Origin of the sequence: Cryobacterium sp. TMT2-18-2, from assembly GCF_004402245.1 — a bacterium.
GTDB classification, from domain to species: Bacteria; Actinomycetota; Actinomycetes; order Actinomycetales; family Microbacteriaceae; genus Cryobacterium; species Cryobacterium sandaracinum.
Genome location: NZ_SOFU01000023.1, coordinates 118408 through 131450, shown reverse-complemented (window position 1 = coordinate 131450; position 13043 = coordinate 118408). Strand labels below are relative to the sequence as shown.

Genomic DNA, 13043 nt, shown 5'->3' with positions numbered 1-13043 from the left:
AGTTATGATCACTTCGTGCCCGCCCTCGTCCAGCCCGAACTCGACTCCACCATGCTGCGCGTCGTGGGCGCGCTCGCCGACTGCGGCTCAATCACGGCGGCCGCGGCGGCGCTCGGCTACAGCCAGCCCGCCGTGAGCCAGCAGCTCAGACGGCTCGAGCAGCGCATCGGGATGGCCGTGATCGAACGCATCGGCCGCGGGGTGCGGCTCACCGAGACCGGCCGGCTGCTCGCCCGGCACGCCACCATCGTGAGCGGGGCCCTGGACGCCGCCGCGGGGGAATTGTCCGAGCTGCGCGGCCTGCGCGCGGGCCGGGTGCGACTGGCGGCGTTCCCGTCCGCCTCGGCGACCATTGTGCCGCGCCTGCTCGCTGACCTGCAGCGCCGTCATCCGGGAATCAGCGTCACCTACCTTGAGGCCGAGCCGCCCGAAGCCGTGGCTCTGGTGCGCCAGAACCAGGCCGATCTGGCGATCACGTTCAGCTACCCCGGCGACCGGGTCGACCCTCACCGGGACAGCGCCGAAGGCCTCGTCGTGACCCGGCTCCGCCGGGACGAGATGATGCTCGTGCTGCCGGCCGGACACGCCCTGGCCAGAAACGGCGTAGTCGACCTCGGCGACCTCGCCGAGGAGAATTGGATCGGCGGATGTCCTCGGTGCCGCGGCCACCTGCTGGAGCTTTGCGGTCACAACGGTTTCACGCCCCGCATCTCCTACGAGACCGACAACGCGGCCGCCGTGCTCGGCCTCGTGGCGGCCGGCATCGGGGTGGCGATGCTGCCCGCGCTCGCCCTCGACTCCGTCGGCGCGCAGCCCCTCGTCGCCATCCGGCCCACCCGCGGCCGCGACCACCGCACCCTGCACACGGTCACGGTCACCGGGGCCGCGGGCGTGGCGGCCATTGCCGTCACCCTGCGCCGGCTCGCCGCACTGGCCGGACCGGAGGCGGCACCCGCGGCGCCACCCGTATCCCCACCCGCGCCTCACCCGGAGGCAACTAGAATCGGGGGTGATGTCTGAGACAATTGCGCACCCGTTTTCCACTGCCACCGGCACCGACGTTCGCGTTCGGTTCTGCCCCTCACCGACCGGAACGCCGCACGTCGGCCTGATCCGCACGGCGCTCTTCAACTGGGCTTACGCCCGGCACACCGGCGGCACGTTCATCTTCCGGATCGAGGACACCGATCCGGCCCGCGATACCGAGGAGAGCTTCGTGCAGCTCCTCGACGCGCTGCACTGGCTGCGCCTGGACTGGGACGAGGGCGTCGAGGTCGGCGGACCGCACGCTCCCTACCGCCAGTCCGAGCGCTACGACATCTACCGTGACGTGATCGAGCAGCTCACGGCGTCCGGTCACATCTACGAGAGCTTCGCCACCGGCGAGGAGATCGAGGTGCGAAACGTCGCCCTCGGCCGCGACCCCAAGGCCGGATACGACAACTTCGAGCGCGACCTCAGCGATGAGAAGAAGGCGGCCTTCCGTGCCGAGGGTCGCTCGCCGGCGCTCCGCCTCAAGGTGCCCGACACAGACATCTCCTTCGACGACCTGGTTCGCGGCGAGATCACCTTCCCGGCCGGCTCGTTCAGCGACTTCGTCGTCGTGCGGCCCAACGGGCATCCGTTGTACCCGTTCGTGAACCCGGTCGACGACGCCATGATGGGCGTCACCCACGTGCTGCGCGGCGAAGATCTGCTTTCCTCCACGCCGCGCCAGATCGCGCTGTACCACGCGCTGATCGACATCGGACTGGCCACGTTCGTGCCGCGTTTCGGGCACATGCCGTACGTCATGGGCGAGGGCAACAAGAAGCTCTCCAAGCGCGACCCCGAGTCCAACCTGTTCCACCACCGCGCTCGCGGCTTCGTTCCCGAGGGACTGGTCAACTACCTGTCGCTGCTCGGCTGGTCCCTCTCCAGCGACCGCGACGTGTTCACGATCAAGGAGATGATCGCCGCGTTCGACGTCGTCAACGTGCTGCCGAACCCGGCCCGCTTCGACCTCAAGAAGGCCGAGTCGCTCAACGGCGACCACATCCGGCTGCTCGACCCGGCCGATTTCGCCGCCCGAGTCATCCCGTACCTGGTGGCCGCCGGCGACGTGATCGAACCACTCAGCGAGGTGCAGCAGGCTATTCTCGAGGCCGCCGCACCGCTCGTGCAGGAACGCATCGCCCTGCTCGGCGAGGCACCCGGCATGCTCGGTTTCCTGTTCATCGGCGGCGACTCGCTGGCCTACCAGCCGGATGCCCTCGCCTCGCTCCCGCAGAACACGCGCGAGATCCTCGCCACGTCCACGGCAGCGCTGCTCGACATTCCCGAAGCGGAATGGACGCACGACCGGGTGCACACCACCCTGACCGAGACGCTGATCGACGGGCTCGCGCTCAAGCCGCGCGTGGCCTTCGGCCCCCTGCGGGTCGCGGTCTCCGGCCGGCGCATCTCGCCGCCGCTGTTCGAGTCGATGGAGATCCTGGGCAAGGCGGAGTCCGTGCTGCGTCTTGCACGTCTGGCTGCCACCACTCTCGAGTGACTGGCCTCGCGGGGCCGGGCCCTTCGGGGTCTGCCCCGGCAATCGGCTCGAGCCGGCGACGATTTCGGCTCTGGGTTTGTCCCGGCCCTCTGAGTGGGTTAGAGTTACGAGTCGGTCCGTTCTGAGGAACAGACATTGGGGTATGGTGTAATTGGCAACACGACTGATTCTGGTTCAGTTGTTCTTGGTTCGAGTCCAGGTACCCCAGCAGTAGCAGGCGCAGGATTCCGCGGCGATATCACCCATCGCCCATCCTTCCCTCGCGGCCCGAAACGGCCCTGGTGGCCAGAACCAATACCACAAGCGCCATGCGGGGCTGCAGCGGCGTTTTGCTGCCCGGGTTGATTCGCTCTCGTCACGACGCAACCGAGCTGACCCTCGTCGCATAACGACCGTCGGCGTGCGCTGTGCGGATCGGCATGATCCTGGCCAGCGCGTTTCATCAAACCTTCACATGCACAGGGGCTGGAGCTTCATGCGCGGTCAGCATGCTGGTGTGTAGACATCAACTTGGTGGCTGAACGTGAAAGGTGTTGAGGCTGATGAAACTCAATCGGAAGAACATGACCGCTGGTATTGCGGGACTCGGGCTCGTCGGAGCGCTTGCCACGGGCGGTGTTGCCGCGGCGCAGGCCTCTACCGGTGGTGGGGCGATTTCCCAGCCACCATCGACGACCTCGTCGTCAGTTGGCGACCACCGGTCAGGCCACATGGCCGGCATGGCATTCGGGCAGAGTTCGCCCATGGTCGCGGTCGCGAGCTACCTCGGCTTGAGTCAGACGGAGTTGCACGACCGGCTGCAGTCGGGTGGGTCCCTCGCGGATGTCGCTGAAGCCCAGGGCAAATCGGTTTCTGGACTCAAAGACGCAATGGTCTCGCAGCAGAGGACCACTTTCGACTCCAACAGCACTCTGTCATCTGATGACAGGGAGGCAGCCGTAGAACAGATGAAGAGCCGCATTGACCTGATGCTGAATGCGACCCACACCCCAGGTGAGGGGATGGGCATGGGTTCGGGCGTCGGTATGCACTCGGGCGCAGGGAATGGTGACGACCTGACCGTCTCCTGAACAGGCAGACCGGTCCAGGGGCTGCCTGAATGTCCATAAATAAACACAAATTGAAGGAGCAGAAGAAATGATGTGGGGAAACGGATACAACATGACGTGGGGATGGCCGGTCGGGCTGCTCATGCTCATCGCAGTCATCCTCCTTGTTGTTTGGGTTGTGCGGGCTTTTGCTGGCGGAACTGAACGCGGTGGGTTCCGCGGGACTACTCCGCTGAGCCGCGGACAAGGCGAGCGCAGTCAAGCGCGTCAAATACTCGATGATCGATTCGCGAAGGGCGAATTGAATGAAACGGAATACCGAGAACGGTTGCAGGTACTCGAGAGCTAAGGCCTGGGGTGGTCCTCCCTCGCCGAGTCCCCGGGGCGCAGTGCAGAGACCGTGCCGCCGGACGGCGATAATCAGAAGAAAAGGGGTGAGCGATGCAGAAGGTCCTGGTTGTCGACGACGAGGCGCAGATCAGGACGGTCCTGCGTGGCTACCTGGAAGCGGAAGGTTATAACGTAGCGGAGGCGGCGGACGGCGCCGAGGCACTTGCGGCACTCCGCACGGAGCCACCCGCACTCGTACTGCTGGATGTGATGCTGCCGGGGATCGACGGGCTGGAGGTTCTCCGGCAGTTGCGAGGCTTCAGCGACGCGTACGTGATCCTCGTCACGGCCAGGGCGGAGGAGGTCGACAAGCTCGTGGGGCTCGGTGTGGGTGCGGATGACTACGTGACCAAGCCCTTCAGCCCGCGCGAGGTGACGGCTCGAGTGAAGGCAATGCTCCGTCGTGACAATCGGGGTGAGCGGACCGACGGAGACGCCCTGCTTCGCTTCGATGGATTGTCCATCAAACCCGCCCACCGAGAGGTTGTGGCGAATGGAGTCTCCGTGGGGTTGTCGAGCCTGGAGTTTGACCTTCTCACCGCACTCGCCACCGAGCCCGGGCGGGTGTTTTCCCGGGCACAACTGCTGGAAAAAGTCTGGGGCTACGATTTCTACGGCGACGAACGGGTCGTCGATGTCCACATCCGCAGTTTGCGCGCGCGACTCGGCGACGATGCCGGCGATCCACACCTGATCGCCACGGTGCGGGGCGTGGGCTACAAGTTTGTGGCCGGGTCCAGATGAAGATGCGTCTCTCGCTGCGCCTGTTCATCTCCTATGCCGCTATTGCCGTGGTCGGCGGCGTGGTGGCCTATCTGACGATCTCGCTGCTTGCTCCTCGATTGTTCGAAGACCGGCTGGGAATGATGATGGACAGTGAGGGCACCGGAATGTCGATGGGGGTTATGGACGCGACCAGCGTGCGCTCCGCTTTCCTATCCGCGCTCACGACCTCGCTGATCGTCGGGGTACTGGCCAGCGTCATCGCCGCAGGTTTCGTCGCCGCGGCAGTCACGGGGCGCCTACTTCGCCCCCTCAACGCTGTGCGGGCCGCGACCAAGCTGATCGCTGCCGGAAAATACGGAGGCAGGGTCCCCGTCCCGTCCGAGCCGGAACTCGCAGCGCTGGCCAGCGACGTCAATACGCTGGCCCAGGCCCTGGCCGATACCGAGTCCCGGCGAACCCGGCTGCTCGGGGAGGTTGCGCATGAAATGCGAACCCCACTGACCGTTCTGGACGGCTACGTCGAGGGGCTGATCGATGGCGTGTTCACCGCCAGCCCCGACACATTTGCCTCCCTCAGCGAGGAACTGCGCCGCCTGCACCGCCTCTCCGATGACCTGTCCAGCCTGTCGCGGGCTCAAGAACAGCGGCTCGACCTGCATCCAGTCGATGCCGACCTGGCCGATCTTGCGCGCCGCACGGCCAACCGGCTCGCTCCGCAATTCGAAGATTCGGGCGTGACGTTGACACTCAACGTCGACACGCCGCTACCCGTGCACGTGGACCCGGACCGGATCACCCAGGTTCTGACCAACCTTTTCGGCAACGCCCTGCTCGCCACCCCGGCGGGCGGTGAGGTCACGATCACGACGCACGGCGCCGACGGCCGGGGTGAGGTCGTCGTGATCGACACGGGAGTGGGCTTGGCTGAGGAAGACACAGACCGTGTCTTCGAGCGGTTCTACCGGGTGCCCGGACAGACCCGCCGCTCCGGCGGATCGGGAATCGGTCTCACGATCGCCCGCGAGATAGCGCGTGCACACGGCGGGGACGTGACGGCCTCGTCGGCAGGGACAGGGCAGGGAGCCAGATTCGCGGTCGTGATACCCCTGCGCGCCGCAGCCAGATCAGGCTGAAACTCCGACGTCATTCCCTGTTCCATCAGCCAATGTGGTGGCCGTTGTGCTCTCGGGCTGTCGCGGGAGGCGCAGCCGCTTGAGCAGCAGCGCGTTGACCGCGACGATGACGCTGGAACCGGACATGGAGATGGCGGCGATTTCCGGACTGAGCCGGATACCGAACGTCGGAAAGAAAACGCCGGCGGCAATGGGGAGCGCGATCGCGTTGTAGCCGACCGCCCAGCCAAGGTTTTGGCGCATTTTACGCACGGTGCCTTTCCCGATGCGCAGGGCGATGGGGACGTCGAGGGGGTCGGACCGCATCAGGACCACGTCCGCCGTATCGATGGCGACATCCGTCCCTGCCCCGATGGCGATGCCCAGGTCCGCCTGTGCCAAGGCCGGAGCGTCGTTGACTCCGTCGCCGACCATCGCGACTCGCTTGCCGGATGCCTGCAGCTCCTTGATTTTCGCGGCCTTGTCTTCCGGGAGCACCTCGGCGATCACAACATCGATGTGGAGCATGGAGGCGATCCGCTGCGCGGTCGCCTCATTATCGCCGGTGAGCATGACCACCTCAATGCCCGCTTCGTGAAGAGCGACGACGGCGGCCGCCGCGGTCTCCCGTACTGCGTCGGCCAGGGCGATGACCCCAACGGCCTTCCCGTCAACGGCAACGAGGACCGCCGTCCGTCCGGTCGCGGCCAGCGTCTGACGCTGCGCGGACACCGGATCAATATCGATGCCCTGGGCAACCATGAGTTTGCGGTTGCCGACGAACACCTGGCGTCCTGCGACTGTGGCGCCGGCACCATGTCCCGGAACATTGCGGAACGCAGATGCGTCCAACGCTTGTGCGCCGCGTCTGACGGCGTAACCGACGACGGCTGCGGCGAGCGGATGCTCAGACTCCCGTTCCACGGCAGCGACAAGGGCCAGCAACTCGAGCTCATCCATCCCAACAGCAATGAAATCCGTCACCTCTGGTTCGCCCTTGGTCAGGGTTCCCGTCTTGTCCAGCACGACCGTGTCAATGCGAGCCGAAGTCTCCAACGCGGTCGCGGTCTTGAAGAGCACTCCGCGTTTGGCGCCCAGACCGGTGCCCACCATGATGGCGGTCGGTGTCGCGAGGCCCAACGCATCCGGGCAGGTGATGACGACAACGGTGATCGCAAAGAGGATCGCGGTAGGAAGGCTCGCCCCGGCCAAGAGCCACGCACCCAGGGTGACGCTGCCGCCAATGAGTGCCACGAGCACAAGCCAGAACGCCGCACGGTCCGCCAGGCGTTGCCCGGGGGCCTTGGAATTCTGCGCTTCCTGAACCAGGGCCACGATCTGCGCAAGCGCGGTATCGGCGCCGACCTTGGTCGCGCGCACGCGCAAGGTTCCCGTCGTGTTCACGGTTGCGCCGATCACGGTCGATCCGCTGCTCTTGGCGACGGGAAGGCTCTCCCCGGTAACCATGGATTCGTCGATGTCGGACTCACCGTCCTCCACAATTCCGTCGGTTGGAATCTTCCCACCGGGCCGCACCAGGAGCAGGTCGCCCGGGACAACCTCCGCGGTCGGAACCTCAACCGGATCCCCGTCCCGAATGACGAATGCCATCGACGGTGCCAACTCCAGAAGCGTACGGATGGCATCGTTTGCGCCGCCCCTGGCCCGCATTTCAAACCAGTGGCCCAGGAGGACGAAGCTGGTCAGAACGGTCGCAGCCTCGTAGAAAACTTCCCCACCACCGGTAAGGGTGACAGACAGGCTATAGAGCCAGCCCGCTCCAACACCGACGGCGACCAGAACCATCATGTCCAGGGTTCGGGCCCGCAGCGCCCGGAAGGCCCCATCGAAAAAGATCCAAGCCGAATAGAAAATGACCGGCAGAGACAGGATCAACGCCACAACGTCATCCCGCAGCCCGAAGGGGGCAGGAACTGCGAAACCGAAAACGTCCCGGCCGATCGGCGACCACAGAGTGATCGGAACCGACAGGATCGCCGCCACCACGAACCGGTTGCGCATATCCCGGATCATGCCGGCCATGGACATGTCGCCGTGCGCGCCGCCATGCCCCATGGTCTCCTGCATGGTTCGAGGCGGTTGCCCGGTCTTCATCTCATGTTCGGTGTGGTCGGTGACGGATGACGCCATCGGATCGCAGATGTGACCCGGCACGGAGCGTCCAGCGCAGTGGTAACCGCATTCCCGGACCCATGCCGCCAGATCAGTGACGGAGGTCTGCCTGGGATCGAAGGTCACGCTCGCGGTTTGCGCTACTGGATTCGCATCAACGCTCAACACGCCGGGGCGGCGGGCGAGTACCGACTCGACGATTGCTCGCGAGGACGCCCATTGAACGCCCTGCACTTCGAGGACGGTAGTTTCGGCTTCCTGAGTCATGTGAATCTTCCAATCTGAAAAATCGGCCTCACAGCGACAATCTCCGTGGCGGATACTCTCAACCTATACCCATGGGGGGTACGCGACCGGGGCGATCCACCTCGTTGGTGGGCGGCTGTCGTCGGGCCTCTGGGGCACTAATCAGCCAACGCTACTAGGGTGGATAGTATTCCGGAATGCTTCTACCGGCTCACGGCTTGCTTGTCGATCGTTGCTCGCCGTGACGGTTTGAGGCGCACTGAACGACTACCCCTTCCGGGAGGATGTACCGCCTGAAAACGGGGAGTGGTGCACGCCGTCTATTGTCCAAAATACCCCAAGGGGTATGCTTGTGGCAGAATCTATTCTCGGAATTTGAGTCGAAGGAGTCGGATCGTGATGTGGGGCTATGGAGGAAGTATGGGGCTGTACTGGCTCTTCGGGCTGCTGGCAGTTGTCGGTATCTCGTTGCTGGTCGTGCTCATGGTTCGGCTGTTTTCTGGCGATCGTAGTGTCGGGCCAAAACAGGGGGGAGAGGTTGGGCCTGGCCGCGCGCGCCAGATACTGGATGAACGTTTCGCCAGGGGTGAGCTGACCGCGGAGCAGTACCGCGAACAGCGCGCAGTCCTGGGCGAGGATAAGTGGTGAAGCCTCTCAGCCGTCGAAGCGCGCTCACGCTCGGTGGCCTCGGGCTGGCGAGCACGGTTGCCGGGGGAGCGGGACTTCTCTGGAGCCAACAGACGGCATCGCCTTCGGGCACCGACTCAGGCTTTGGGGCACCCTCCGGTGATCCACTGGTTCAGCCGCCCGAGCTGCGTAGCGCCGATGGCCGCCTCAAGGTCCGCCTGAATGCTGCACCGGGGGACGTGAAGATTTCCGGCCGCGACGCCACCGTGCTGAGCTATAACGGGGGCGTGCCGGGGCCTACCCTACGTGTTCAGGCGGGCGACACGCTCAGTGTGAGCCTGCACAACGGGCTCAACGATCCGAGCAACCTGCACGTGCACGGATTGCATGTTTCTCCGTCGGACAACGGCGACAACATGTTCGTGACCGTTGAGGCCGGAGACTCATTCGACTACGAATATCAGTTGCCGGCTGATCACCCGCCAGGAGTGTATTGGTATCACCCGCACCACCACGGGTTCGTCGCCGATCAGGTCTTCGGCGGCCTTTACGGGGCCATCATTGTCGCGGACCCCACGCCCATCAGGGCTGCGCGAGAGCGTGTGCTCGTCATCTCAGACATCACACTGGACAGCCTGGGCCGCATCCCTCCCGTGAGGCCGATGGAACAGATGGCGGGACGGGAAGGACAACTCGTCCTGGTCAATGGGCAGGTGAATCCGGTAATGACCGCCCGTCCGGGGGAACGCGAACGTTGGCGCATCGTCAACGCCTGTGTGTCCCGGTACCTGCGGCTGCGTCTCGACGGGCAGGAGCTACAACTTCTCGGCATCGACTCGGGACGGTTCCAGACCCCCGGCGACGTCGATGAGATAGTGCTGTTACCCGGCAACCGAGCGGACCTCCTGGTTACCGCTGTCGAAGGGATATCCATCTTCCAGACCCTGCCCTACGACCGCGGCGGCACGAACGGAATGATGGGCGGCGGCGCTGGACCCAGCGGGCAGGAGGCTCAGAGCAACCCTCGCGGCTTTTCGGTGGCGACACTAACGGTGTCCGGTGATGCGGCGACCGCCCTGACCGCAGTCCCCGAGCAGGCCGTGCCCTCAGATCTTCGTTCGCGGCCCGTGACGGCGCGTCGCGAGCTGACGTTCGGGATGGGAATGGACGGGATGAGGGGCGGCTCGATGATGAGTTTCACCATTAATGGAGAGGCGTTCGATGCGGACAGAACTGACACCACGGTTCAGGCCGACAGCATCGAAGAATGGACCCTGACAAATACCACCCAGATGGACCACCCCCTGCACCTGCACGTGTGGCCGATGCAGCTCGTTGAGGAAAATGGCAGGGCGGTCGAGTCTGTGGTTCGGCAAGATGTTGTCAATGTTCCGGCAGGAGCACGAGTGAAGGTCCGCATCGCCTTCGACGACTTCGCCGGACGGACTGTTTATCACTGCCACATCCTCGATCACGAGGACAACGGGATGATGGGCGTCATTGAAGCAAAGTAAAAACAAAGAAGGAGGCGCTCATGCGCTCACGAATCTGGATCATCTCCCTGGCCGCTGGTGCGTTGCTTGCAGCAGGCACCATCGCTCCGGCCTACGCGGCCGAGGGCAGCAGCCCCCCGGCCCCGGCGGGTCAGGCCGAGGATAGCGCCCGCGGACACATGGCCGCGATGCACAGAGCACCCGGCCTGGTGAAGATGCACGAACAGATGATGGCCGGGATGTCCGACACGGCTGACATGACGGCCGGTGCAGCCAGCCTGGCGAGAATGCACGAGCAGATGATGGCCCATCACCCGGCTGGCGACGCTTCGTCGCAGGCTGGCACTAAATAGAGGCGTCACGGTGAGTACGGCTCTCTACGGTCTGGCCCTGTTGGCGTGCCCTGTGGCTATGGCTTGATGATGTGGTTCATGATGCGAGGGAAGAAGACAGCTGATGCGCCGAAGTCGCTGTCGGCGGCCGATGACATGGAGTTGACCACACTGCGCGCCGAGGTGGACACGCTGCATCTGCCGAATTGAGGTTTTTTCCTGCCTCAACACGTGTTCGATGGCCGTCAGTGCGGTTGCAGTGTGAGATCCGGGCTTCCGGGGGAATGCGCAGCGTCGATCACATGATCAAGGATTGCTTGTCCTCCGGGCACGGGTCCATTGTTCCCGCAGCGGATGCGGGGGCGATGGCGAGGAACAAAGGAAATGCGATCAACAATCCCATAGCCAAAGCAGCGACGGTGGTCTTCCCGGCGCCGAGGGGCCGAACCGGTGAAATGAGTCTCCTCACTCGGCTGGGTGCTGACTCTCCCCCCGCGCCGAGGGCTGCCGCGGGGGTCAGACCGTGTTCAGCGAGGCGCACCAGGGCGGTGGCCACTGTGGTCCGGTCGCTGTGTCTGGCCGCACTGTCATCGGCCAGCATCTCGACGAGCCGGCCGAGTTCTCTGCGTGCGGTTCGAAACGCTGTGACGCGGGGGAACGCATGCTGCAGCGCGTCGGATGCCGCGAGGATGAGGTGGTGGCGTCCGCGCAGGTGCGCCCTTTCGTGGGCCAGAACGGCGAGGAGCTGATTGTGATTCAACGCCGACAGGGCGGCGCTGGTCAAGACGACCTGGTGAATCCTGCCTGGTAGGCAGTACGCGGCTGCGGACGGATGGTCGACGACGAGAGCGTCGTATCGGAGGTGGGGTCGCGCAATGAGGGCCAGGGCGTCCAGTTGCACTTTCCTGTTACGGGCTGCGATTGCCCGGTCCGCGGCCAGGCAATAGGCGACCCGGACGAGGATGGCACTTGTGGTGGCAGCGCCGGTGGCGCTGACCACGGCACCGCCCGGCGTGGAGTATTGCGCGAGGAGGGCCATCGCGCAGGTTCGGATCCAGTCGGCGAGGTTGATGGTCCAGGGAATCGCGGGGATGGCCAGGCTGGAGCCGGCAAGCAGCACCGCCAAAACAATTGAGGCGCTCAACGTTTGCCAAGCAGCGATCCCGACCCGGGGAGACCGCTCGAGCCACGAAATCCGGCGCAAGAGGGCCGGCCCCAGGACGGCCAGAGTCACGGCGAGGACCATCAAAACGGCTGGAGCAATCATGGCGCGGTGCTTGTGCGACCCTGGAGGTGCTCGTCAAGGGCAAGACGGAGGCTGGCGACTTCCTCTGGCGGAATATGGTCGAGAAAGTGCAAAAGTGTCACCGAAGTGTCAGCTCCTCCGGCAAGGACTTCCCCCATGAATGCGGCAGTGTGCTGCTCACGCGTCTGCGCAGGTCGGTAAAGGTACGCACGGCCGTCCTTCTCCCGGGTCAGCAAGCCTTTGCGGCGCAGGTTGTCCATAACTGTCATTACCGTTGTGTAGGCGAGTGTGCGCTCGCGTTGGAGATCCTCCAGCACCTCGCGAACGGCGACCGGGCGCCCCCAGGACCAGATGCGATCCATGACGTGCTGTTCCAGCGTGCCGAGTGGGCGCACCATGGGTTGCTCCCTTCAACGCTCTAATAGAAACGAGAACCCCTAATCGACTACCTTCCATAGTAACGTACGGTCCCTGCTGCGCTCGCGGGTTCCTGTGCCGATCAGCCCTGGACGCCACCAGAGCAGGGTGCGCCGGGTTCGGGTGCCTGTGGGCCCTGTAGGTAGGTCTGCAGGAACAACTGCAGGCGGGGGTCATCCACGCTATCCAGTTGCAGTTGTTTTCCCCAGGCGCTGGCGATAATCGGGGCGGGGAGGTCGGGATACGGGCTCAAGAGTTCGTATGGGTTCGACTCGGCATCAGCCGTCAGAGTGTCAATCTGCTCTTGCGGCAGATCGGATCGGTAGGTGACCCACACCGCGCCATGCTCGAGCGAGTGCACGGCCCGCCAGGTGTCTACCGGCTTCGTATACACGCCACAGTTTGTCAGCTCGGCGGAATGTTCCCCGCCGACGGGGGGAAGCGTTGGAAACGCAATCTCGTTGACCACGTGGTCGCGGCTCAATCCATCAGAACTCTCCACGCCGCTGATTGGCTTGTCTGCTGCCGAACTGGCTGCGTCCTGGTCTTTCTGGTTGAGAATGAAGATGGAGACAACGGTCGCCACGAGGGTGATTGCGACGACGGTGCCCAAGCCGAAGATCCAGAAGCTCCGACGCCGCTCGCCCCGCTTCAGCTCCGCTCGTGCGGCCGCGACGATCGCCTGCCGATGTGCTCTGTCCTCTGTGTTCGGGTGTTCCATTTGGACGGTCCTCTCTAT

At 64.6% G+C, this 13043-nt stretch carries 13 protein-coding genes and 1 tRNA gene; 10 read left to right on the top strand and 4 right to left on the bottom strand.

Annotation, left to right across the window (positions count from 1 at the left end; translation table 11 throughout):
- The first annotated feature begins 15 nt into the window (after positions 1 to 15).
- The 6 genes from E3O22_RS07800 (at position 16) to E3O22_RS07770 (ending at position 5831) form a co-directional block, all read left to right on the top strand.
- Positions 16 to 1020, top strand: a complete 1005-nt coding sequence (locus E3O22_RS07800) for a LysR family transcriptional regulator (RefSeq protein ID WP_241976558.1) — start codon at positions 16 to 18, stop codon at positions 1018 to 1020.
- Positions 1013 to 2533 (top strand): glutamate--tRNA ligase, encoded by a 1521-nt coding sequence (gene gltX, locus E3O22_RS07795; RefSeq protein WP_134394207.1) that lies wholly within the window; start codon positions 1013 to 1015, stop codon positions 2531 to 2533. The genes E3O22_RS07800 and gltX overlap by 8 nt, the downstream gene beginning before the upstream one ends.
- A 136-nt stretch (positions 2534 to 2669) precedes the next feature.
- Positions 2670 to 2741: transfer RNA gene (locus tag E3O22_RS07790), tRNA-Gln, on the top strand.
- 334 nt (positions 2742 to 3075) lie between these two features.
- On the top strand, positions 3076 to 3603 hold the full coding sequence (locus E3O22_RS07785; protein ID WP_134394206.1) for a hypothetical protein: 528 nt from the start codon (positions 3076 to 3078) through the stop codon (positions 3601 to 3603).
- 420 nt (positions 3604 to 4023) lie between these two features.
- A complete protein-coding gene (locus tag E3O22_RS07775; protein ID WP_134394204.1) occupies positions 4024 to 4716 on the top strand; it encodes a response regulator transcription factor in 693 nt (230 codons plus the stop codon).
- Entirely contained in the window at positions 4713 to 5831 is a 1119-nt protein-coding gene (locus tag E3O22_RS07770; RefSeq protein WP_134394203.1) for a cell wall metabolism sensor histidine kinase WalK, read from the top strand. Before E3O22_RS07775 ends, E3O22_RS07770 begins: the two co-directional genes overlap by 4 nt.
- Here E3O22_RS07770 and E3O22_RS07765 read toward each other — a convergent pair.
- Complete coding sequence (locus tag E3O22_RS07765; RefSeq protein WP_134394202.1) at positions 5823 to 8210, bottom strand: cation-translocating P-type ATPase; 2388 nt, start codon at positions 8208 to 8210, stop codon at positions 5823 to 5825. The genes E3O22_RS07770 and E3O22_RS07765 overlap by 9 nt on opposite strands.
- A gap of 399 nt (positions 8211 to 8609) precedes the next feature.
- Here E3O22_RS07765 and E3O22_RS07760 point away from each other — a divergent pair, with 399 nt between their 5' ends.
- The 4 genes from E3O22_RS07760 (at position 8610) to E3O22_RS16560 (ending at position 10851) form a co-directional block, all read left to right on the top strand.
- Positions 8610 to 8837: an SHOCT domain-containing protein gene (locus tag E3O22_RS07760; RefSeq protein WP_347232327.1), complete on the top strand. Its 228-nt coding sequence runs from the start codon at positions 8610 to 8612 to the stop codon at positions 8835 to 8837.
- The gene (locus tag E3O22_RS07755; protein WP_134394200.1) at positions 8834 to 10330 is read left to right on the top strand and encodes a multicopper oxidase family protein; all 1497 of its coding nucleotides are present in this window, start codon (positions 8834 to 8836) and stop codon (positions 10328 to 10330) included. The genes E3O22_RS07760 and E3O22_RS07755 overlap by 4 nt, the downstream gene beginning before the upstream one ends.
- A gap of 20 nt (positions 10331 to 10350) precedes the next feature.
- A complete protein-coding gene (locus tag E3O22_RS07750; protein WP_134394199.1) occupies positions 10351 to 10662 on the top strand; it encodes a hypothetical protein in 312 nt (103 codons plus the stop codon).
- Positions 10663 to 10728: 66 nt separating this feature from the next.
- A complete protein-coding gene (locus E3O22_RS16560; RefSeq protein WP_255570046.1) occupies positions 10729 to 10851 on the top strand; it encodes a hypothetical protein in 123 nt (40 codons plus the stop codon).
- Positions 10852 to 10939: 88 nt separating this feature from the next.
- Here E3O22_RS16560 and E3O22_RS07745 read toward each other — a convergent pair whose 3' ends face one another.
- From E3O22_RS07745 to E3O22_RS07735, 3 genes are all read right to left on the bottom strand, one after another.
- Positions 10940 to 11908 (bottom strand): M56 family metallopeptidase, encoded by a 969-nt coding sequence (locus E3O22_RS07745; protein ID WP_134394198.1) that lies wholly within the window; start codon positions 11906 to 11908, stop codon positions 10940 to 10942.
- Complete coding sequence (locus E3O22_RS07740) at positions 11905 to 12285, bottom strand: BlaI/MecI/CopY family transcriptional regulator (protein ID WP_104171636.1); 381 nt, start codon at positions 12283 to 12285, stop codon at positions 11905 to 11907. The genes E3O22_RS07745 and E3O22_RS07740 overlap by 4 nt, the downstream gene beginning before the upstream one ends.
- Before the next feature lie 101 nt (positions 12286 to 12386).
- Positions 12387 to 13025 (bottom strand): DUF3105 domain-containing protein, encoded by a 639-nt coding sequence (locus tag E3O22_RS07735; RefSeq protein WP_134394197.1) that lies wholly within the window; start codon positions 13023 to 13025, stop codon positions 12387 to 12389.
- Positions 13026 to 13043 lie beyond the last annotated feature (18 nt).